Origin of the sequence: Caulobacter sp. BE264, from assembly GCF_031457805.1 — a bacterium.
GTDB lineage: Bacteria > Pseudomonadota > Alphaproteobacteria > Caulobacterales > Caulobacteraceae > Caulobacter.
Genome location: NZ_JAVDXI010000004.1, coordinates 1 through 20857 on the forward strand (window position 1 = coordinate 1; position 20857 = coordinate 20857).

The following is a 20857-nucleotide window of genomic DNA, read 5'->3' on the forward strand; positions in this document are numbered from 1 at the left end:
GCCGCCGATCTGGCCATCAAAGCCTCAAGGACAGGGGGTCATTTTTGGACGCCGATATCCCCGAGATGGGGGTCACTTTTGCAAGCCGAAACACATATTGGGCGCGGTTCAGCCCGAGGGGTTGGTTGCTCATAATGATTTTCCGAAGGGACCAGACCCTTTCCCCACTATTTCGGGGAAAGGGTCGGCGGGCGCTTAGGCCGAGAAGTTGTCGCGGGTGATGCGAAGCAGGCGACCGCCGTGGTTCGTCACGATGATGTCGCCCTTGCGATCAGCGCTCGGAAGGAACACGCGATAGCTGTTCACATCCGTGCCGAACTTGATTTCGAGCAGCCCCATAGGGTCGAGCGCAAAAATCAGGTCGTTCGGCTTGAGGGCCAAGATAGCGGTCAACGCTTTGATCAGGTTCTCGGCCGAAACCTGAATCGTGCCGGTGCCATCCGTCGCGCCACCCAGGTCATAGGCAGGTGCGGAACCCACTTTGATCGACCCGCCCATTTCGACTTTCACCGTCGCGACCTTGCCGATGGCCTTCGACAAGTGGGGTCGCACGAACTTGGTCGATAGCTCTTCCAACTGACTGACCACGCATGTTCCCGAGGGCTTAAACAGGTCCTTGTTCAGCAAGTGCGCAGCCATTTCCCGTCGCCCCTGACCAAAGGCGGTCATCGGCGGAAGACTGATCGCGACGGTCTTTGCCTTCACGCCATCTCGCACACCAAACTCCAGGGCGAAGACGTTGTCCGGCGTGGTGATCGCGCTGGGCCTCTTGAAGCGCTCACGCAGATGCGCGGGTGCGAAATACAAGTCCGCGTTCGCACGCATTCCCGAGTTCATGAACGCTGGATAGCCCGGCGTAATGACGCTGCCACCATTAGGGACCACTTCGATGACCAAGTTCGGGCTTTCTTGGCGCGCTTGGGTAATCGTCCATACGCCGTCAACGAGAATGAACTGGCGCTTGGCGGGAACCTTCCCCTTGGAGTTGTCCGTCTTGCTGGCCGTGGGATCAACGGGAATCTCGCTCAGCCCCTCCGGCACAAGTTGGCCGAGACACAGCATTTCGGCGACCTGCCTGACCTCAAGCGGCGCGCCAGATCCGTTCGAGGTCGGGATGCTGGCGTGGAGAGCCGCGAGATCCTGGCTCGGCGCCACGCGGATGACGATGTCGTCCCCCTCCACAATCCCGACGAGCTGGATGACGCGACCAGTCATCGGCACACTGCCAGGCAGGTCGCTGACCGGAATGGCCATCACAGTGGCCTGACTTGTCACGGCCTGTTCGACACCGGCCAAGATCGAGGCCTCGGCAACAACCTCTTCGACTTCCTGCTCGGTGTCGCGCAGGGCCTGACGATGACTGTCAGCTAGGCCCGTTAGGCCCTTCGCCCTTGTGATCGGATCGACGTAGTTTTCAATGAGTTCAACGAGGTATTCGACCGTAATGGGTTGTCCTGACTGAGGTGCCATAGGCCCAGTCATCAGATGGCGAAGTTGCGTGACCGCCGGCGTGTGCTTCTCAAACAACCGGTTGGCGACAGGCTTGGGAACCGGCCCAACCGGGCCAGTCACCGTCTCCGTGGGGTGCGTGAGGTGGGTCGCAAGCAGCATGAAGGAGGCGTTTTCATCATCCCCTTCACGGAAGGCGCGCTGAATGCCTGCCTGCGCGACGGCCGCCAAAAGCGCCGCACGGTGTCCGGGCTTGGAGAAATCATTCGCCAGCAACGCCACCGCCGCGACCGTTTCATTGGTCGTCTTGGTCTTTTGGCCGCTGAGCCTTTTGGTGGCCTTGGCATGGTCTTGGATGTCTCGATCCAAAGCCAGAACGGTGTCGCGAATGGGGTTGAGGCGGCCGTTGAGTTCGTCCGCAGCCGTGGCGGCCTCAACGATAGCGATGTGATTTTGGTTATTGCTCAAAGTCGCATTCCTAGGTGCGGCCCGCCTTGCAGGTCGCTGATGAACACGGGGTCTGCCCGCGCTAACCACCCCGAAGGGCTGCTAGGAATGCTGGTGGGTTACGATACCCAGGAGCGCCGAAGCCTCCCAGCACAGATCACTGCGACGCGTCGCGATGATAGATAGATGCGCCTCCACCGCGACGCAAAAGGCCGCAGAGCTTCAGCCTGCAGCAGCAGGTATCGAGAATCTCATGACACCTGCTACTAGTAGACCTGTCAGGCAATACTAACCCACCGCGAAATCATTGAGGGGCCCAATTTTCTCAGCAAACGCTTCCCCGTCCGCTGGATTATCGAAGACACAGTAAAACGCGTTGGGTAGAGCCAGCCGTTTTGATGGCCGCTAGAGCCATCGTAAACTTAGTTGTCGAAGCGCAGAGTAACCGAGACGCCTTACTCTTCCAGCCACTTGGCCACTTGGGGGGTGCTGTTCGGCGAGATTGTACCCGCCGCTCAGATGCTCTTCGACCTCTAGCGCGCATATGGCCGGGAAAAACTCGGCCGCGTGGTCATAAATGAGAACTTCCATTCGCAGTTGCTCCCGACGAACACTGGGAAATTCCGCGAGAAAGGCCACTGCGGCGACCTACTCGGATCGACGAGAATTCCCCGTCGGTCAGTTCGTTGGAAATCTGAAAGGGGATCGAACCCTTTGCGTGGAGCGGCTAACCAGCCCAGATCAAGTCATCGAGACACACCCGATTAAGACCCAAACCATAATACGCCTTAAATTCTTTTGGCAACAGAAAATAATCGTTAACCTTGAATATATTCAGATGCTTCGTAGTGGAGCATCGGCAAACTCGCATCATCATTTCAGATTATACTTAACAGGCGGAACTTTCCATCCTGTCGTGCTCGCACCAAAGCACGCGCTGCTTCCAAAGATCAAGGCAGTGCCGGGAAACTCGGATACGCGACGCGCTCCATAGCTTCGGCCAGAATCTTAAGCCCAGCTCCCTGGCCATAACCACGTCCAACGGACATTCCTTTATGCCCGGTCAGGAGATCGTGGATTTCCTCGCCCAATCCGGCATCCCGGCAGGCCCGCTTGAACGAGTGCCGGAACGAATGGAAGGTCTTGTTCGGGTCGTTGATGCCGCCGCTCCCCTCCCCACCATTGCGTTCGCACCACACGCCCCACCACTTGGTGAAGGTTCGGGACGACGACAAAACCTCAGCCGGATCGTGAGGCAGTTCGGGAAACAGGTAGACTTCACCGCGCCGCTGCACATCCAGGGCGTATTTCACGAAGCCAAGCTCGATCAACGCCTTGTGGATTGGCACAGGTCGCTGCGACTGACGGTTCTTGAGCTTGCGACCCGTAAGATCGAGGAACCACGTACCCTCGGCATCCAGCTTCACATCGGCAGCTTTGGCGGCAGCCAGTTCCTCAAGGCGGCACCCCGTCCATAGGCCAAGGATCGGGAGCCAGTAGTACGCATCTTTCAGCAACAAGCTGCCCAGCTCATCGCGATAGCCCCAAAGTTGACCGGCGCTGTTGTGCGTCCGAGCACAACCCAGGAACATGGGCTGCGAGAAAATCAGCGCGATGTCGTCGGCGTCGTAGGCCAGCCGCTCCTCCTCCTCGCCCTTAGCCTTGGGCATGACAGGCGTGACGGGGTTCGCGGCGACCACTCCGACGCTAACGGCATAGTCGAACAGCTTCTTGTAGACGAGAAACCACTTCCACTGGGTCTTCTTAGACAGCAGGCGGGCGCTAGGATTCCGCGCCTGCCAGTCCAGCACTTTTCGGAACGACAGCTTGTCGAGTGCTGGGCGCTTGATAATTGGAAAGCGCCGCAGGTCTACCGCGAAGGCGTCCATCTGCGCCGGCGTCACCTGATGCACGTGAGGCGTATCAAGCGCTTCGTTCAAACGGCGCACATAACTCCGCACTGCCGTCGCGTTGGACGGGCGCTTCGAGACAATATAGCGCTCGGCAAGCTCGCCAAGGGTCAACAACTCATTAGGGGCACCTGGGAGCGAAACAACACCTGCAGGGGCGCGTAGAGCAATCTGAGGGGCATCGTCAGCGTCCTCTGGCCAGCTGTCGAATTCGCCACGCCGGAACCTGCGCATAAAGGTCTCGACATCGCACCATGCGGAACCGAAGGCACCTCGTAGGTGAACAAGAGCAGGATGGCTCACCGGTAGGGCGATACCCCGCGAACCAAGGGCATCGACTAGATGCTCATCGAAGCCTTCGATCGCGGACCATTGCCCAGCCTGAAGGCGACTATGACGCGTCGAGGTCGCCATATCCTCTAAGCTGAAATCTTCGAAGGTTTCGGCGACGCCGTTGAAAAATGCGTCCTGGGCCGCGTCGATGGTCGCGTTCCTCCAAGCCTCGATCGCTTCAAGAAGCTGTTCACGCCGCACATTAGGCTTAGCCGGCAGCACAGTGGGCACGCTCGGAACTTCCGCCTCGGGGGATGCTGAAACAGCAGCCGGAGCACGCGCGGCAGCAATCCGCGCGTCAAGTTCGGCCAAGATCGCGGCCGCTTTGGGCAGGGCTTCGGCTTTACTAGCCGTGCCGAGGGATCGCCAGACCTGCGCCTTTCCGCCAAACGCGTGGCGGACGTCGGAAGGGATGTCCTTCTTGACGTAAAATGTGCGCCCCTTACCGCGCGTGCAGACGTTCTGCATAAACCGCATTCCGTAGCAGGCGTCCGTAGCAGATACAGCTCCGGAAACCCTTACGCTGTAAGGGTTTCAACGTCTACAACAGGTTAAGGAGGAGATGGCTGGGGAACTAGGACTCGAACCTAGAATGACGGTACCAAAAACCGCAGTGTTACCATTACACCATTCCCCAGCAGGAACGGCGAGACCCCTCGGGGCCCGGCGAGGCGGTGGAGATAGCTCACGACTCGGACGGATGCAACGGCCTTTTCAGAACTTTTTTCGGCGCTTCCAAACAACCTGAAAAAAGGCGCTTGCGCCCTCCGGAACACCCCCCTATAAGGCCGGCCTCCAAGTCGGAGTGTGGCTCAGTCTGGTAGAGCACTGCGTTCGGGACGCAGGGGTCGCAGGTTCAAATCCTGCCACTCCGACCACTTCTCCCCGCTGACCAGAAGCGGGAAAATCACAGAAAATCAAAGCGCTCTGCGCCGCGAAAGCGGCGCTGGCCGGCGTGCGTGGTGTTGAGCGCAAGAAAAGCTCCCCCACGTTGCGCGCTCTTCATTTGGTTGCAACCCGAACACCGGTTAGCTTGTCGGCGGTTCGCAAACAGGACCTCCGATGAAGCAGTTCTTCCTGACCGTCGCCGGCGTGTTCGTCGGCCTTCTGTTGTTCCTGGTTGGCGTGCCTTTCCTGTTGATCGCGATGGCGGCCGGCGCCGCGCGTCCCGCCCCCGTGCCCGCGCACGCCGTCCTGCAGCTGGACCTGCGCAACGGTCTCTCGGACCAGGAGCCCAAGAGCCCGTTCGCCGCCTTCGGCTCCAGCAGCGGCTCGGTGATCTCGGTGATCGAAACCCTGCGGCGCGCCGAGAAGGATGACAAGGTCAAGGCCATCCTGGTGCGCCTGCCCGAGGGCGGCGTCGCCCCGGCCGCCGCCGACGAGCTGCGCCTGGCCTTCAAGCACTTCCGCGAGGTCGGCAAGAAGCCGATCTACGCCCACAGCCAGGGTCTCTACCCCTCGGGCATGGTCACCTCGACCTACATGCTGGGCGCGGCGACCAGCGAGTTCTGGATGCAGCCCGACAGCAGCTTCCAGGCGGTCGGCATCGCCTCGGAGTCGATGTTCTTCAAGCGCTTCTTCGACAAGTACGGCGTCAAGGCCGAGTACGAGCAGCGCTATGAGTACAAGAACGCCGTCAATCCCTATCTCTACAGCGACTATACGCCCGCCCACCGGGAATCGACCCTGTCGTGGATGGGCTCGGTCTATCGCACCGCCCTGACCAGCGCCGCCGCCGATCGCAAGCAGGATCCGGCCAAGCTGCTCAAGACGCTGGAGAACGGCCCCTACATCGCCCAGGAGGCCCAGGCCAAGGGCCTGATCGACAAGGTCGGTCAGGTCAGCGACATCCAGACCTTCGCTCTGGAGAAGGCCGGCAAGGGCGCCAAGCTCGTGGACTTCGAAGACTACGCCTCGCGCTCGAAGCCGCCGGCGGTCAAGGGCGGCCCGGCGATCGCGGTGATCGGCGCCGAAGGGGCGATCGTCACGGGCACGGACGGCGGCGGTTCGCCGTTCGGCGGCGACAGCAATGTCTATTCCGACGACGTGGCCCAGGCCTTCCGCAACGCCACCGAGGACAAGGACGTCAAGGCGATCGTCTTCCGCGTCTCCTCGCCCGGCGGCTCCGACACCGCCTCGGAGCAGATCCTGGCGGCCCTGGAAGGGGCCAAGAAGGCTGGAAAGCCGGTCGTGGTCAGCATGGGGACCTATGCGGCCTCAGGCGGCTACTGGATCTCCAGCCAGGCCGACTCGATCATCGCCCAGCCCTCGACCCTGACCGGTTCGATCGGCGTCTATGGCGGCAAGTTCGCCATCGGCGACGCCCTGGCCCGCTTCGGCGTCGACACCAAGGACCTGCACGTGGGCGGAGCCTATTCGCAGGCCTTCGGTTCGGCCGAGGGCTTCACGCCCGAGCAGCGCGCCAAGTTCGCCGGCTGGATGGACCGGATCTACGCCGGCTTCATCACCCGCGTGGCCGAGGGTCGCAACCTGCCGCCCGCCAAGGTCCGCGAGATCGCCAAGGGTCGCGTCTGGACCGGCGAGCAGGCCAAGCAGCTGGGCCTCGTCGACGATCTGGGCGGCTACTACGAGGCCGTCGAGAAGGCCAAGGCCCTGGCCAAGGTCAAGGGCGACATCCGCATCAAGCACATGGACAGCGGCAAGTCGCCGTTCGAAGCGTTCGAGAAGTTCCTCGGCGTGTCGGAGACCTCGGCCAAGACCCTGGCGGCCGCCGCCTGGGTGCTGGGCGACCCGCGCTCGCAGGCGATCCTCGACGAGATGGCCAAGGCCCGCCTCCGCTCCGCCCCCGGCGGCGCCTCGGTGCTGGCCGACATGCCGGTGCGGTAGAACTTAGACGCCGCGCAACGACGAAGCCGCCCGGGGCGACCCGGGCGGCTTTTTCGTGGGCGGCGGGGCGGCGGTGATGGCTCCAATAACCCGCAGATGCTCCGGAAAAAGGCCGCTTCGGTGGGCCCTTGAAAGCCCGCGACGACACGTCGGACACTCGGCAGTCGCCGCCCCCCCGTGCCGACCTCGTCCCTTCTCCCCTTGCGGGAGAAGGTGGCCTGCGAAGCAGGTCGGATGAGGGGTTGAAAGCCCGACCCGACAAAGCTCGCGAGAGACCCCTCATCCGTCAGCCTTCGGCCGACACCTTCTCCCGCAAGGGGAGAAGGGTACGACGTCCGCCGCGGAAAGCTGACGGCCGGACCAGCCAAAAGAAAAGCGCCGGTGCTTTCGCACCGGCGCTCAACTTCAGAGCGGTCTGCTCGTTCGATTAGAACGAGTAGCGGGCGCCCAGGTAGAAGCGGCGGGGTTCAACCCAACCGTTGGCTTGCTTGAAGGCGTAGGTGCCGTCGCCAGCCAGCAGCTTCTGCACGCTCGTCGTCGACTGCTTGTTCAGGATGTTGAACGCGTCGAGGAAGAACTCGACCTTGCCGCCCAGGCCCGGCACTTCGTGCTGGTAACGCAGGCGCATGTCGAACGTGTAGTAAGACGGGTTCTTCTCGCTGCCGACCGTACCTGCCGTGGTGTAGGTGTCGGTCACGCCTGCGTAGGTGTAGGCGGCGTCTTGCGGCGCGAAGTAACGACCCGAGACCGGGTCAGCCGGGGTGAACAGCGAACCGCTGTTCCAGTTGAACACGCCCGAGACTTGCAGACCGAAGTCGAAGTCATACGAGCCGTAGGCCTTGAACTGGTGCTTGATGTTACCAGCTTGCGGGCCCCACATGTTCGGCGCGCGCGGATCGATGGCGATCCAGTCGCCCTGGAAGTCGGCGTTGCCGTCCGAGTTGGTGTTACCCTCGGCCCAGTTGCGGGTGTACGAGGCTTGGCCTTGCCAGTTGCCGGTCTTGTACTTGGTGACCGACAGTTCGAAGCCCGTGTATTCGCGCTTGCCGCCCGCCAGGGTGCCCAGAACGTAGTTCGCGTTCGGAGCCGACGAGAAGCCGAAGTACGAGTACGGCAGGTAGAACGCCGTGCCCGGCGAAGCGTGGCCGAGGGCCGCGCAGGTGGCCACGGTGCAGTTCGGATCCGAGTAGATGGCCAGATCGTAGTCTTCGAAGATGTCCTTCGTGACGCGACGGGTCAGCGAGGTCGACACGCCGATGCTCGAACCGATCGTGGTCGAGCCACCGACCATGAATTCGTCGGTGTAGGGCGTCTTGGTCGCCGGGCCGAAGACCGAGTCCGGAACCACGGCGCCGCCGCGGGTACGGAAGGTCAACCACTGGTTGCCGATATAGATCTGCTCTTCGGTGACCGGGCCGGTCAGGTTACCGGCGAAGTTGGCCATGTCCGAACGGATCGGGTCATAGTAACGGCCGTAGAACGCATAGACCTTGCTGCGGCCGTCGCCCTTGACGTCGTAGACGACGCTGACGCGCGGGGCCAGTTCCCAGTCGAACGTGAACAGCTTGTCGCCGGCCGAGCTGAAGTGGCTCCACTTTTCGGCGCGCAGGCCGGCGGTGAGCGTCAGCTGGTTCAGCGTCCAGGTGTCCTGGATGTAGGCGGTCTGGCCTTCGCTCTTGATCGAGTAAGGCGCGTCCACCGTACGCAGGGCGCGGTAGGCGTTGATCTGACCGCCCGGGTTGCCGGCGGTGCTGGTGAAGGTCAGCGCGTTGACTTCGGCGGCCGAGATCGTGCCGTCGCTGTTGGTGTCCAGCAGACCGCGGAAATACGACGCGTTGGCGCTTGCCGCCATCGCCGCCTGGATGCGCGGGATGTCGGTCGAGGCGAACGGACGCGAGGTCCAGCCCGACGAGGCGGTCGTGTAGTCAAGGTAGGTGCGGCCCGAGAACGCCGAAGCGATCGAGGTGTAGGTCGCGTTACCCGGGACGGTCGCGTTACGCTTGTAGATGTTGTCCGTCATCGAGTAGCCGCCCTTGAAGGTGTGGCTGCCGAAGTCGGTGTCGAGGTAGTATTCGAGCTTGGCGCCCCACTCTTCCGAGTTGCGGTGCGTTTCGCTGTTAGCGCCGGCGCCGCCCAGCTCGCGCTGAGCCTGGGTCGAACCCGCGCCACGGAAGGTGACCGTGTTGCGGATGGACTGGTCAGCGGCCAGCGTCGTCAGCTCGGCCTTGTGGTTGTAGTAGTAGGCGTTGATCAGCAGGTCGCCCCAGGTGCGGCTGTAGTCGATCTTGTAGTTGTCGCCGCCCTGCTTGGTCGCCGAGTCACGGTTATTCAGCGTCGAGGCCGAGCGCGAACCGCTGATCTCGGTCGGGTCGTTGAAGAACGTACCGGTCAGACGGTCGTTGTCGGTGATCTGCCAGGTGGTCTTGAAGAAGGCGTACTTGGCGTCGTTGGTGACGTTACGACGAACCGCGCCCGTCGTCGGATCCAGCACTTCGTCCGAACGGTGCTTCTTCTGGTACGAACCGAAGACCCACAGCTTGTCCTTGATGATCGGGCCGCCGAGGGTGAAAGCGGTGTCGTAGGTCTTGAAGCCGCCCGAGGTCGAGTGCTTGTCCTTGGCGACCAGCTTGTCGTTCTGCAGGTAGTAGTTGATCGAGCCGTGCCACTCGTTCGAACCCGACTTGGTGACGACGCGCGACACCAGGCCCGAACCGCCGGCCGATTCAGCCGGCAGACCGCCGACCGTGACTTGCTGTTCCTGGATGATTTCCGAGTTGAAGTTCGAACCGAAGGTGCCGGTCAGCGGGTCGGTGACGTTGACGCCGTCCAGGTAGTAGACGTTGTCGGTCGACTGACCGATCGTGCCGCCGACGTCCGAATAGTTGACGCCCGAACGCGAGGCCGGGTTGCCGCCGCTCGAGGGCTTCACGCCCGGAACCAGCTGCAGGTAGCTTTGATAGTTACGGCCGGTGGGCAGCGATTCCACAACGCCGAGCGTCAGGGTGGTGCCGACAGTGGCCGAGGTCACGTCGACGGCGGCCAGCGAACGGCCGGTGACGACGATCTGCTCAACGGCGTTCTCGTCCGAAGCCAGGGCGTAGCCGACCGACAGGTCCTTACCAGCCGAGACGGCGACGTTGCTGGCGCTGAAGTCCTTGTAGCCCGACGACACGATCGAGACCGAGTAGTTGGTGGCCGGGTCAAGACCGCTGACGCGAACCTTACCTTCAGCGTCGGTGGTGGCCGTGCGGCTCACCAGGCTGTCCGGCGACTTGATGACCACGGTCGCGCCGGCGACCGGCTGGCCGCTCGAACCCGTGATCGTGACGCGCAGCGCGCCTTGCGACTGCGCGAAGGCCGAGCCGGCGACGACGACGCTGAGCGCCACGCCGAGAGCCAGGCGGCTAGCACCTTTGGAGAGCAGGCGCGCGCGCGCGCTGCTTTTGGTCGAATTCATGCTGTTTAGTCCCCTCTGAACGCGCTGGCAGCGGTAAGACGAACAAGAAGCCCCTCTAGCGTCTTGTCCGAATTCGAGCCGAAACCCGCTGTAGCCCCACCACGCAATCACTTGTGTCCCGGAACAAACTCTTCCGGTTGCACCGACGTTAGGGGGTGCGTCGGGCGAGGGTCAATTGTGATTGCAAAAAAGTAATCATTATCCGCACCCCCCTGTCGCAAAATCGCCACAGGCGGGACACTTTTCGGAAAATCATTGCTTAATCTGGATGCGCTAGCGTCGAATCTGGCGCGGCGACGCAACCAGCAGGTTGTTTTTTCTCGGCTATTTGCGGCTTTGAAAACGGTGTTCGCCCGATCGTTTTTTCGAAGATCGACGCGCAAGCCACGGGCTCGCACACCTTGACTTCTGCCAATTCCTTGCTTGGAAGGTCACGATTTTCATAAATCTGTTTTATTTTTAACCCCCGAAAGAGCAATGTTCTTGCTTGAAAGCCTGATGCTTGAGCAGGGGGAGACGGCCAACGCCCATTGCGTAGGCGCTGCGCCCTCGCGAAGATATCGGGCGGCGAAATCGCGCCGCGCGTTCCTGAGACTCAGACCCGTATGAGCGACTTCCGATACGTCACCGAATCTCTGTCCGTCAGCCCGCAGGTCGATCCGGCCGACATGGCGCGCGCCGCCGCGCAGGGGTTCGTGCTGGTGATCAACAATCGGCCCGACGGCGAGGATCCCAGCCAGCCGTCCAGCGCCAGCGTCGAGGCGGCGGCGCGGGCTGCGGGGATGGACTATCTGCACGTGCCGGTGCGCGGGGGGCCGACCCCCGAGCAGGTCGAGATCATGCGCGCGGCGTTCGACGCCGCGGGCGGTCCGGTGCTGGCCTTCTGTCGCTCGGGCACCCGATCGATCGTGACCTGGTCGGTCGGCCAGGCCCTGGCGGGCGCGGATCGCGAGACCCTGATCGCCCAGGGCCGCCAAGCGGGCTACGACCTCTCTGGCGTTCTGCCGGTCGAGATCTTCTAGAACGCGGCGGACTCGCGTGCCGCCATCGGCGTCGGTTCGGCCTCGCAGCTGGCGAGGACGAACTGGGCCAGGATGATACACAGGATGGCGAAGGCTGCGCGCTGAAGCCGTTTTGACACAAAAATCGCCGCGTCCGCCGCCATGGCCGGTTCTCCCTCGGGTACTGGAGAGCCGCAGCGCAAGACCGGCGCCGTCCTAGAGCGTGACGCCGAAAGTGGGAACCGGTTTCGGCGCAAGTCACGCTCTAAGTGTTTGATTTAGAGCCTCGTTATCGCGTCAAAACGATTCCGTTTTGACGCGCGAGGCTCTAGCTGAGGAGCGATCCGATGATTCCTTTCGTCCGCGAGCTCGAGTTCGAATACGGCCGCTGCGACCAGGTCAGCCCCCTGATCCGGCGGGTGATCGCCCGAAATCCGGGGCCGTTCACCTTCACCGGCACCGGCGTCTATATCGTCGGCCAGGGCGAGGTGGCGGTGATCGATCCGGGTCCCGACCTGCCCGAGCACTTCGAGGCGCTGAAGGCCGCGCTGGTCGGCGAGCGCGTCACGCACGTGCTGGTCACCCACCACCACCTGGACCACAGCCCCCTCGCCCACCCGCTGGCGCAGGCGTTCGGCGCGAAGGTCTACGGCCTGCCCGCGCCGGCCGATCACGGCGAGGCGGCCGCGCCGGGTCTGGAAGAAGGCGCTGACGCGCGCTTCCGGCCAGACGTCGTGCTGGCCGATGGGCAGGCGCTGACAGGACCGGGTTGGACGCTGGAGACGGTGGCCACCCCGGGTCACACCTCCAACCACCTGTGCTTTGCGCTGCGCGAGGAGAACGCCCTCTTCTGCGGCGACCACATCATGGGCTGGTCGACCACGGTGATCACCCCGCCCGACGGGGACATGGGTGACTACTTCGCCAGCCTGGCCAAGGTGCGGGCGCGAGGCTTCGACACGCTTTGGCCGACGCACGGCGCGCCCGTGCGCGAGGTGACGCCGTTCATCGACGCCTATGTCGCCCACCGCCGGGCGCGCGAGGCTCAAATCCTGGAAGCCCTTGGCGCGGGTCTCACAACCATCAAGGCGATGGTGCCCAGCCTCTATGCGGCGGTCGATCCGCGCCTGCATCCGGCGGCGGCCCTGTCCGTGCTGGCCCACATGATCCAGCTGGTCCGCGAGGGCCGCGTGGCCACGGCCGGCGAGGCCAGCCTCGACGCCGAGTACCGGCTCGCCTGACGGAGCTTCAGCCCCCCTTGATCGCCGTCAGCAGAGCGCCGATCCGGTCGCAGTTGCGGCCAAGGTCTGGTCCCGCGTCACGGCCGATGGAACGCATGTCCAAGCGCGAACCCGCCGCGTCCGGGCGCACCCGCACCACGACATCGTCGGTCAGGCCGTACCAGAAGCTACGGGCGGTCGCCTCCAGCCGGCCATCCATCGGATCGTCGGTGATCAGGGTCATGCCCGACGCCAGGACGGCGGCCTTGGCCGCTTCATAGGCGTCGGCCGGGGTTCGACTGCTGACCAGCGGTCGCGCCGCCGGGCAGGTCTCGGCGTTGATCTCGGCGATGCGGCGACCCGCAAAGGCGGCTGATCCGACCGGCAGGCTGGGGTCGGCGTCGACCAAGGCCGCAGCCCCACCCCGCGCCGCCAGCGCCGCATCGGAGAAGCCGAGCGGCGTCTTCCAGTCGGTCGCCACATCATGGATCGGCGGAGCCTGGCCAAACAGCGCCTTGGCGCCGAACATCACCCCGAAGGTCGCCCCGGTGATCAGCAGGGCCAGCAGCGCCGCCTTCCACAACCGTCCGAAGCCGGCGAACAGGGCGATGACCAGACCGATCAGACCCGTCGCGACGCTGGCCTGGGCCGCGCGGGGCGCCCAGTCCAGGGTCATCATGTTGTAGCCGAACGGCAGGTCGATCAGGCCAAGCTTGACGCCCAGCGCGCCGCCGCCGGCCAGGATCGCCGGGGTCAGGGCCACCAGGACCGCGAAGTCCAGATAGGTCGACGCCCAGCCGGGCTTGGACTTTTCGCCCTTCGCCTTCGCCTTGGCCTTGCGCCCCGGCGTGATCGGCACGGCGAAAGGCGTCGCCTCGGCCGAGACCGGCTTGGCCTGCGGTGGAGACTTCGGCGCGTCGGCCTTGTCCGGCTCGTGCAGGCGCAGCGGGGCCTCAGGCTCGGGCTTGGCCTCCGGCGCCTTAGCCTCGACGACGGTCACCGGGTCCGCAGGCTTGGGCCCAGCGGCGGCGATGGCGGCGGCTTCGGCGATGATGGCGTCGGCGGCGGAGAGCGGCTTGGCCTCGGGCGGGGACGCCTCGGGGGCCTTGGCCTCGACCTCAGGCTCGACCGCGATCAGCTTGGCTTCGGGCGGCGTTTGAGGCGACGGAGCCTCAGACGCCGCCAGGGGCTCCCCCGCCGGCTGGGTCTCCTCTTGCTGGTCGGCCTCCTTGACCGGCTCGGGCGCATAGATCTTGGTCGCCTGGCTTCCGTCCGCCGCCGCCAGGGTCGGCTTGGGCGCAGGCGGGCTGGGCTGCAGCGGCGTGGCCGGCAGGGTGTAGCCGTCGTCAGCGAGGCGCTTGCGGATCAGCTTCTTGTCGATCTTGCCGGTCGCGCCCAGCGGGATGTCGTCGACGATCAGCACGTCGTCGGGCATCCACCATTTGGCGATCTTGCCTTGCAGGTAGTCGATGAACTCCTGCGGCGTGGCGGTCTCGCCGTCCTTCAGCTTGACCAGCAGCACCGGGCGCTCGTCCCACTTGGGATGAGGCTGGCCAACCACCGCCGCCAGGGCGACCTTGGGGTGGCCCACGGCGATGTTCTCGATCTCGATGGTCGAGATCCACTCGCCGCCCGACTTGACCACGTCCTTGGCGCGGTCTGTGATCTGCATGAAGCCGTGCTCGTCGATCGTGGCGACGTCGCCGGTGTCGAAGAAGCCCTCGTCGTCGAGGATCTTGCCGCCGGCGCCCCGGAAGTATTCGGCCGCGATGATCGGGCCGCGGATCTTCAGATGGCCGAAGGCCTTGCCGTCGTGCGGCAGGCGCTTGTCCTCGTCGTCCTTGAGGCAGATCTCGACGCCCAGCGGCGGACGGCCCTGCTTCAGGCGCCAGGCCATCTGCTGGTCATAGGGCAGCTTGGCGAGGTCGTCGGTCAGCACAGACAGGGTCCCGACCGGCGAGGTTTCGGTCATGCCCCAGGCATGGACGACCTCGACGTCGTACTTGTCGTGGAAGGCGCGGATGATGCTTTCAGGGCAGGCCGCGCCGCCGATCACCACCTTCTTGAGGTTGGGCAGCTTGGCGCCCGTCGCTTCCAGGTGCTGCAACAGCATCTGCCAGACCGTAGGCACGGCCGCCGAGAAGGTGACGCCCTCGGTGTCCAGAAGTTCGAAAATCGAGGCGCCGTCCATCTTGGCGCCCGGCATCACGATCTTCGCGCCCGACCCCGGCGCCGAAAACGCCACGCCCCAGGCGTTGGCGTGGAACATCGGCACCACCGGCAGGATCACGTCCTTCTGCGACAGGCCCATCACGTCGGGCTGCAGGGTGATCAGGGTGTGCAGGAAGTTCGAGCGGTGGGAGTACATCACCCCCTTGGGATCGCCGGTCGTGCCCGAGGTGTAGCAAAGGCCCGCGGCCGTGCCCTCGTCGAAGCCGCCCCAGGCGCAGTCGGCGTGGTGCTGTTCGACCAGCTCCTCGTAGCAGAGCAGGCCCTTGAAGTGCGGCGCCTCGCCCGTCGGTGCGAAATCGGCCGGCATGTGCGCGCGATCGGTGAAGACGACCACGTGCTCCACATGCGGCAGACGCGGCAGGATCGCGGCGATGATCGGCAGGAAGGTCAGGTCGGTGAAGATGGCCCGATCACCGGCGTGATCGGCGATCCAAGCGATCTGCTCGGGGAACAGGCGCGGATTCAGCGTGTGGCACACCGCGCCGATGCCCATGATGCCGTACCAGGCCTCCATGTGGCGGCCGGTGTTCCAGGCCAGGGTGCCGACCCGGTCGCCCGGCTTGATCCCCATGCCCAGGAGGGCGTTGGAAACCCGCTTGGCCCGCTCACGGATCGCCCCATAGGTCGTGCGGACGATGGGCCCCTCGACCGAGCGACTGACGACCTCGCGGCCGCCATGCCACATCGCGGCGTGATCGATGATCTTGTCGAGGGTCAGCGCCCCGTGCTGCATCAGCCCCTGCATCGGCCCTCAGCTCTCCCGTCTGCTTATCGTTGTTAAGACAAGGCTATCGGTGTGCGGCGCAACACGCAACGCGCCGCGCTCGCCACGCGAGCAGGAATGTGATCGTGGGTCGATCAGCCGACACGGCGCGATCATCGGTCGCAGGCGTCGTTCAGGGACTTTTGGTTGCGGACGGCCGATATTTCGCCGTGCGGTGGGCGTGCTTCGCGCGCCCTGAATTCAAACCTGTGAGGCGACTTGGGCTGGTTAGCCAAGGCATGGTCCGATGAGCGACTGGACGAGGTCGCAGCCGACACCTATCGGCTGACCGCCTCGCGCTTGGTGATCGCCGCCCTCGTGGCGGGGCTGATGGTGTTCGTGCTTCGCGCGGAAGTCGCCTTCCTGTGGCTGCTCAGCCTCTACATGGGCGAGGGCCTGGCTCTTCTGGCGACACGCCGCTTCAGGAAGGGGCGCGCAGGCACGCCGCGTGAGCGGGCCTGGTTCGTCTGGGCCTCCATACCGATCACAATCAGCTGGTCGACGCTGGCGACCTTGCTTTGGTTCGAGGGCCAGGACCTGCTGAAGATCGCCGCCGTTTCCATCTGGGCGGGCCAGATCGTTTACACCCAGAATTTCCGCCACCAGTCCGTGCCGATGCTGGTGTTGAACGGACTGGCCCCCCTGGCGAGCCTCCTGATCTTTCCGATCTTCTTCATGCCCGACGCCAGTCCGGCCGCGCAGACCGCACGCTGGGGCCTCGTCCTGCTGGTCGGGACCACTCTGAATGTGATGGCCCAGAACCGCGCGGCGGCCAAGCGGATGGACGAACTGACGCGCGGCCTGCGCGAGGAACGCGAAAAGGCCCTGGAGGCGACCCGCGCCAAGTCAACCTTCATCGCCGTGACCAGCCACGAGCTGCGCACGCCGATGAACGGCCTGCTGGGCATGGCGCACGCGCTGCAACGCTCAACGCTCGATCCCGTCCAGCGCGAGCAGATCGCGCTGATGATCAAGTCCGGCGACAGCCTGATGCAGTTGCTGAACGACGTCCTGGACCTCTCGCGTGTCGAGGCCGGCAAGGTCGAGCTGGCGCCGATCGACATGACCTTGCAGGACGTGGTCGGCGAGGTCGTCGACGCCTGGCGCGACGCGGCGGTGTTCAAGAACCTGTCCCTGACCGTCGACTATGCGCCGGACCTGCCGCCAGGCGTCCACGCCGATCCGCTGCGCATCCGTCAGGTCGTGACCAATCTCGTCTCCAACGCCATCAAGTTCACCGTCGAAGGCGGCGTCAGCCTGCGGGTCACGGCGACGTCGGGGGCGGAAGGAAAACAGCATGTCTCGATCACCGTCGCAGACACCGGCCCGGGCGTGCCGGCCGGCGCCGCCGAGCGGGTGTTTGACAGTTTCACCCAGGCCGACCAGACGATCTCGCGCGAGCATGGCGGCGCGGGCCTTGGCCTGTCGATCGCGCGCGCCCTGGCCCGCCAGATGGGCGGCGATCTGGTGCTGGCGCCGTCAGAGCGCGGCGCGTGCTTTGACTTTACGTTCACAGCCCCCGCCTGCGCCGCGCCCATCGCGCTCGCCCAGAACGTCGAACCGAACGCGGAGGACCTCGAGCAGATCCAGGTTCTGATGGCCGAGGACAACGCCATCAACCAGCTGGTCGTCCGCACCATGCTGGAGCCGCTCGGCGTCGCCCTCACCGTGGTCGATAACGGCCAGGAGGCCCTCAAGGCGATGGGCGAGCGCCGGTTCGACTGTGTGCTGATGGACATCAACATGCCGGTGATGGACGGCATTACGGCCCTGGAGGCCATCCGCGAAGGCCGGACGGGAAATCCCGCCATGCCGGTGATCGCCCTGACCGCCTCGGCCATGTCCGGCGACCGCGAACGCTTCTTAGGGCTCGGCTTCGACGATCACCTGGGCAAGCCGGTCAAGCCGGTCGACCTGATCACCGCCATCGCGAAGGCTGTGAACCCGGAGCCGCCGAACGCGGGGCGCCGAGCGGCCTGAGGCGGCTTGGGGTCGGGTTTGTGGAGAGGCGTTTAAGGCCGCTCGCGACCGTTAGAGGACAGATCCTCCCCCGCAATGCGGGGGAGGTGGCCCAGAGGGCCGGAGGGGGCTAATGCGGGGCTCGCCCGGCTTGCCCCCTCAGTCGCTCCGCGACAGCTCCCCCGCATCGCGGGGGAGCATCTAACGCCCGCCTCCACCCCGTCCAGACGGCCCAAACGTCAGCTCAGTCGCCGCCGCCCCTATCCCATCGCCTCGGCCAGCGCGCGGGCCTCGTCTTCAAAGGCGCTGACGGTGTCCACCTTGCGCCAGGTGATCTCGCCGGTGTCGCGGGTGAGCTGGGTCTCCAGCACGGCCACGTCGGCGTCCGAGGCGTCGTTGACGCGGGCGGCCACGCGGGCGCGCAGCACTTCGGGCGGCGCCTCCAGCCAGACGCCGAGGAAGGCGACGTCGCAGGTCTTGGCCAGGGCCTCGGCGCGGGCGCGCTCCTCGGGCTTGAGGAACACCGCGTCCAGCACCGCCGAGCGACCGGCCTTCAGGCACAGCTCCGCGTCATGGAAGAGCTGGTCGTAGACCCTGGCGCTCATCTCCGGGGTATAGGCCTCGCGCGGGAGCCTTTGCAGCGACGGCACGCCCCACAGGCGCTTGCGGATCTCGTCGGTGCGCAGCACCACCGCGCCGGGCGCCGAGCCCAGGCCCGGGGCGCAGACGCGCGAGAAGGTCGACTTGCCCGAGCCCGACAGCCCGCCGGCCGCCACCAGGCTGACCGGCTTGGGCGCCAGGTGCTCAAGCGCTGTCTGCAGATAGGCGCGCGCGGCCTCGTCATCGCCGGTGTAGGCCCAGACGTGGGTGCGCACGGCGGCGCGGACCGACAGCATCAGCGGCAGCGCCGCCAGACCCGTCCACAGGCCGTCGCCGAAGGTGCGGGCGGCCTCGTCCAGATAAGCGTTCAGCACACGACCCGCCGCATCGCGCCGGCGTCGGAAATCCAGGTCCATCAGCAGGAAGGCCAGGTCGTACTGGATGTCGATGTCCGACAGGGTGTCGTTGAACTCGATACAGTCAAACAGGATCGGCTGACCGTTCTCGATCAGGATGTTCCCCAGGTGCAGGTCGCCATGGCAGTGGCGCGCGAAGCCTTCGCCGGCTCGCGCGTCGAGCAGGGGCCCCAGGCGCTCCAGCGCCAGATCGGTCTCATGCACCAGGCGCTCGACGGCCTGCTTGCCCAGGCGCGGCGCCAGACCCCGCAGCAGGTTGGCGTTGGAGCGGATCGTGTAGCCCAGGGCCGAGACGCCTCCGCCCTGCGGGCGCGGCGCCGCGCCGGCGTGGAAGCGCGCCACGGTGCGGCCCAGCGAGTCCTCCAGCGCGTCGTCAATGGCCCACGGCTGGGTGGCCAGCACGCCGTTCTGGTCGAAGCGGCGCATTTCCAGCAGGTACTCGACGATCTCGCCGTCGCCGTCGATCTCGATGCCGCCGTCATCGGCTCGCGTCAGGCGGCGCACTTCCCGGTAGATATCCGGCGCGGCGGCGCGGTTGAAGGTCAGCTCGCGCTCCAGCGCCCACCGGCGCAGCTCCAGCGTCGAATAGTCGAGAAAGCCGAAATCGACCGGACGCTTCACCTTGAACGCCGACTCGCCGATCAGGAACACGCGCGCGCACGAGGTCTCGATCGTGTTTTCCGCCCGCTCGCCAAACCACGCGGCTACTTCCTGTTCGCGCGCCGCTTCCGCGTCCTTGATCACGCCGACATTCCCATCTCTTCGCGCGCAGAACGCAGCGCCGGGGCTCCATAGCCCAAAGCCGCCCGCAAGTCCTCTCGCGCCTCCCTTGATCTCATGTAAAATTCACGGCTAGATTGCATCGAGTGGCTGACGCGAGTTGTGGCATGCTGATCGGGGTGGGTCTGAAGCGAGTGGGTGACAAGCGTGAGGCGATCCTCGGCTCGGCCCGGGCGATGTTCTTGCGCGAAGGCTACGCGGACGCGGGCATGGAGGTGATGGCGCGAACGGCCGGGATCTCAACCGCCACGCTGTACGCCTACTTCCCCAGCAAGGCCGACCTGTTCCGGACGATCGTCATGGAGACGATCAGCGGCGTCGCCGCGCCCGTGCGCGAGGCTGTTCGCGTCAAGGGCGACGCCCGCACGCGCCTGACCAGCTTGGCCACGGCTTACGTCACCTTCTTTTCGCGTCCCGATACCCGCGCGCTGTTCAGGATGGTGACGACCGAGCGACGTCGCTTCCCGGACGTCGCCGAGTACGTCCTGCAAAGCGCCCGCGACGAACTGGGCGGCGCGGCGATCGCCGTGATCAATGACCTGGTGAAGACCGGCGAGCTTAGGGTCGAGAAGCCCTCGTGGGCGGCCGGCCAGCTGATGGGCATGCTGGATCACGTGACCCTGGTGCTGGGCCTGTCGGCCGGCGACGACGTTCAGTCTCGTCGGCCCGTGCGCGCTATCGCCAATGACGCGGTGGAGACCTTCCTGGCCCGCTACGGCGCGCGCTGAAGCGCGGTCCGCCGCCTACGGAAACAGCCGCCTGGTCGTCCAGCCGCCCTCGGCGCGGTCGAACACCAGCCGCTCGTGCAGGCGGAAGGGCCGGTCGCGCCAGAATTCGATCGTCACCGGAACGATCCGATACCCCGACCAGTGCGGCGGGCGTGGCACCTTACCGAGGCCGAACTTCAGACCCATCTCGGCGACGCGCTTCTCCAACGCCAGGCGATCAGGCAGAGGCTGCGACTGGTCGCTGGCCCAGGCGCCGATCTGGCTGTGGCGGGCGCGGCTGGCGAAATAGGCGTCGGCCTCGGCCTCAGTGACCGGCTCGACCGTCCCGCGAATCCGCACCTGACGGCGCAGCGATTTCCAGTGAAAGAGCAGCGCCGCCTTGGGATGGGCGTTCAGCGCCCGTCCCTTGGCGCTCTGGGTGTTGGTGTAGAAAACAAAGCCCCGCGCGTCGAAGTCCTTCAGCAGGACCATGCGCGAGTCGGGCATGCCGTCGGCGTCAACCGTCGAGACGGTCATGGCGTTGGGATCGTTGGGCTCCTTTTTCCCCGCCTCCTCCAGCCATTCGGCGAACAGGGCGAAGGGGTCCTCCTCGCTGAGCAGCGGCGGCGGCGTGGCCTCCCGCACCTGGCGGACATAGTCGTCCTCGCTGGGCGAGGCGGGGATCAGGGTCGGGTCGGCGCTCATGGGGTGGGTATAGTCCTCAAGCGGCGGCGCC

The 20857-nt window shown here is 65.2% G+C and carries 12 protein-coding genes and 2 tRNA genes; 6 read left to right on the plus strand and 8 right to left on the minus strand.

What is annotated here, in order from left to right; genetic code table 11:
* Positions 1–195 precede the first annotated feature (195 nt).
* From J2X45_RS10635 to J2X45_RS10645, 3 genes are all read right to left on the minus strand, one after another.
* Positions 196–1917: a hypothetical protein gene (locus J2X45_RS10635; RefSeq protein ID WP_310214429.1), complete on the minus strand. Its 1722-nt coding sequence runs from the start codon at positions 1915–1917 to the stop codon at positions 196–198.
* Between the two features lie 929 nt (positions 1918–2846).
* Positions 2847–4607 carry a site-specific integrase gene (locus J2X45_RS10640; protein WP_310214431.1) on the minus strand — a complete coding sequence of 587 codons (1761 nt, stop codon included), beginning with the start codon at positions 4605–4607 and terminating at the stop codon, positions 2847–2849.
* A gap of 95 nt (positions 4608–4702) precedes the next feature.
* Positions 4703–4776 (minus strand) — tRNA-Gln (locus tag J2X45_RS10645).
* A gap of 164 nt (positions 4777–4940) precedes the next feature.
* Between J2X45_RS10645 and J2X45_RS10650 the strand changes: the two genes are divergently transcribed.
* Both J2X45_RS10650 and sppA read left to right on the plus strand, forming a co-directional pair.
* Positions 4941–5017: transfer RNA gene (locus J2X45_RS10650), tRNA-Pro, on the plus strand.
* Between the two features lie 184 nt (positions 5018–5201).
* A complete protein-coding gene (gene sppA, locus J2X45_RS10655) occupies positions 5202–6986 on the plus strand; it encodes a signal peptide peptidase SppA (RefSeq protein WP_310214434.1) in 1785 nt (594 codons plus the stop codon).
* A gap of 427 nt (positions 6987–7413) precedes the next feature.
* On the opposite strand, the gene J2X45_RS10660 is transcribed toward sppA, so the two are convergent.
* Positions 7414–10443, minus strand: a complete 3030-nt coding sequence (locus J2X45_RS10660; protein WP_310214435.1) for a TonB-dependent receptor — start codon at positions 10441–10443, stop codon at positions 7414–7416.
* A 605-nt stretch (positions 10444–11048) separates the two neighbouring features.
* Between J2X45_RS10660 and J2X45_RS10665 the strand changes: the two genes are divergently transcribed.
* Positions 11049–11465, plus strand: coding sequence for a TIGR01244 family sulfur transferase (locus J2X45_RS10665; RefSeq protein ID WP_310214436.1), 417 nt, complete (start codon positions 11049–11051; stop codon positions 11463–11465).
* On the opposite strand, the gene J2X45_RS10670 is transcribed toward J2X45_RS10665, so the two are convergent.
* Entirely contained in the window at positions 11462–11608 is a 147-nt protein-coding gene (locus tag J2X45_RS10670) for a hypothetical protein (protein WP_268066882.1), read from the minus strand. The two genes, J2X45_RS10665 and J2X45_RS10670, sit on opposite strands and share 4 nt — an antisense overlap.
* A 183-nt stretch (positions 11609–11791) precedes the next feature.
* Here J2X45_RS10670 and J2X45_RS10675 point away from each other — a divergent pair, with 183 nt between their 5' ends.
* Positions 11792–12685 carry an MBL fold metallo-hydrolase gene (locus J2X45_RS10675; protein ID WP_310214440.1) on the plus strand — a complete coding sequence of 298 codons (894 nt, stop codon included), beginning with the start codon at positions 11792–11794 and terminating at the stop codon, positions 12683–12685.
* Between the two features lie 7 nt (positions 12686–12692).
* Here the strand turns inward: J2X45_RS10675 and J2X45_RS10680 are convergent, their stop codons facing one another.
* Positions 12693–15641: a long-chain-fatty-acid--CoA ligase gene (locus tag J2X45_RS10680; RefSeq protein WP_310214441.1), complete on the minus strand. Its 2949-nt coding sequence runs from the start codon at positions 15639–15641 to the stop codon at positions 12693–12695.
* Between the two features lie 237 nt (positions 15642–15878).
* On the opposite strand from J2X45_RS10680, the gene J2X45_RS10685 reads away from it, so the two are divergent.
* Positions 15879–17639, plus strand: coding sequence for an ATP-binding protein (locus tag J2X45_RS10685; RefSeq protein ID WP_310214443.1), 1761 nt, complete (start codon positions 15879–15881; stop codon positions 17637–17639).
* A gap of 239 nt (positions 17640–17878) precedes the next feature.
* Here J2X45_RS10685 and J2X45_RS10690 read toward each other — a convergent pair whose 3' ends face one another.
* The gene (locus J2X45_RS10690) at positions 17879–19378 is read right to left on the minus strand and encodes an AAA family ATPase (RefSeq protein ID WP_310214444.1); all 1500 of its coding nucleotides are present in this window, start codon (positions 19376–19378) and stop codon (positions 17879–17881) included.
* A gap of 143 nt (positions 19379–19521) precedes the next feature.
* Here J2X45_RS10690 and J2X45_RS10695 point away from each other — a divergent pair, with 143 nt between their 5' ends.
* Positions 19522–20142 carry a TetR/AcrR family transcriptional regulator gene (locus J2X45_RS10695; protein WP_310214447.1) on the plus strand — a complete coding sequence of 207 codons (621 nt, stop codon included), beginning with the start codon at positions 19522–19524 and terminating at the stop codon, positions 20140–20142.
* 15 nt (positions 20143–20157) lie between these two features.
* Here the strand turns inward: J2X45_RS10695 and pdxH are convergent, their stop codons facing one another.
* The gene (gene pdxH, locus J2X45_RS10700) at positions 20158–20826 is read right to left on the minus strand and encodes a pyridoxamine 5'-phosphate oxidase (RefSeq protein ID WP_310214449.1); all 669 of its coding nucleotides are present in this window, start codon (positions 20824–20826) and stop codon (positions 20158–20160) included.
* Positions 20827–20857 lie beyond the last annotated feature (31 nt).

What these genes read in the sequence shown, in the direction of transcription:
- J2X45_RS10695 (WP_310214447.1), top strand. Translation starts at nt 19,522, where the DNA reads ATGCTGATCGGGGTGGGTCTGAAGCGAGTGGGTGACAAGCGTGAGGCG.
- J2X45_RS10640 (WP_310214431.1), bottom strand. Translation starts at nt 4,607, where the DNA reads ATGCAGAACGTCTGCACGCGCGGTAAGGGGCGCACATTTTACGTCAAG.
- J2X45_RS10670 (WP_268066882.1), bottom strand. Translation starts at nt 11,608, where the DNA reads ATGGCGGCGGACGCGGCGATTTTTGTGTCAAAACGGCTTCAGCGCGCA.
- J2X45_RS10675 (WP_310214440.1), top strand. Translation starts at nt 11,792, where the DNA reads ATGATTCCTTTCGTCCGCGAGCTCGAGTTCGAATACGGCCGCTGCGAC.
- sppA (WP_310214434.1), top strand. Translation starts at nt 5,202, where the DNA reads ATGAAGCAGTTCTTCCTGACCGTCGCCGGCGTGTTCGTCGGCCTTCTG.
- J2X45_RS10660 (WP_310214435.1), bottom strand. Translation starts at nt 10,443, where the DNA reads ATGAATTCGACCAAAAGCAGCGCGCGCGCGCGCCTGCTCTCCAAAGGT.
- J2X45_RS10665 (WP_310214436.1), top strand. Translation starts at nt 11,049, where the DNA reads ATGAGCGACTTCCGATACGTCACCGAATCTCTGTCCGTCAGCCCGCAG.
- pdxH (WP_310214449.1), bottom strand. Translation starts at nt 20,826, where the DNA reads ATGAGCGCCGACCCGACCCTGATCCCCGCCTCGCCCAGCGAGGACGAC.
- J2X45_RS10680 (WP_310214441.1), bottom strand. Translation starts at nt 15,641, where the DNA reads ATGCAGGGGCTGATGCAGCACGGGGCGCTGACCCTCGACAAGATCATC.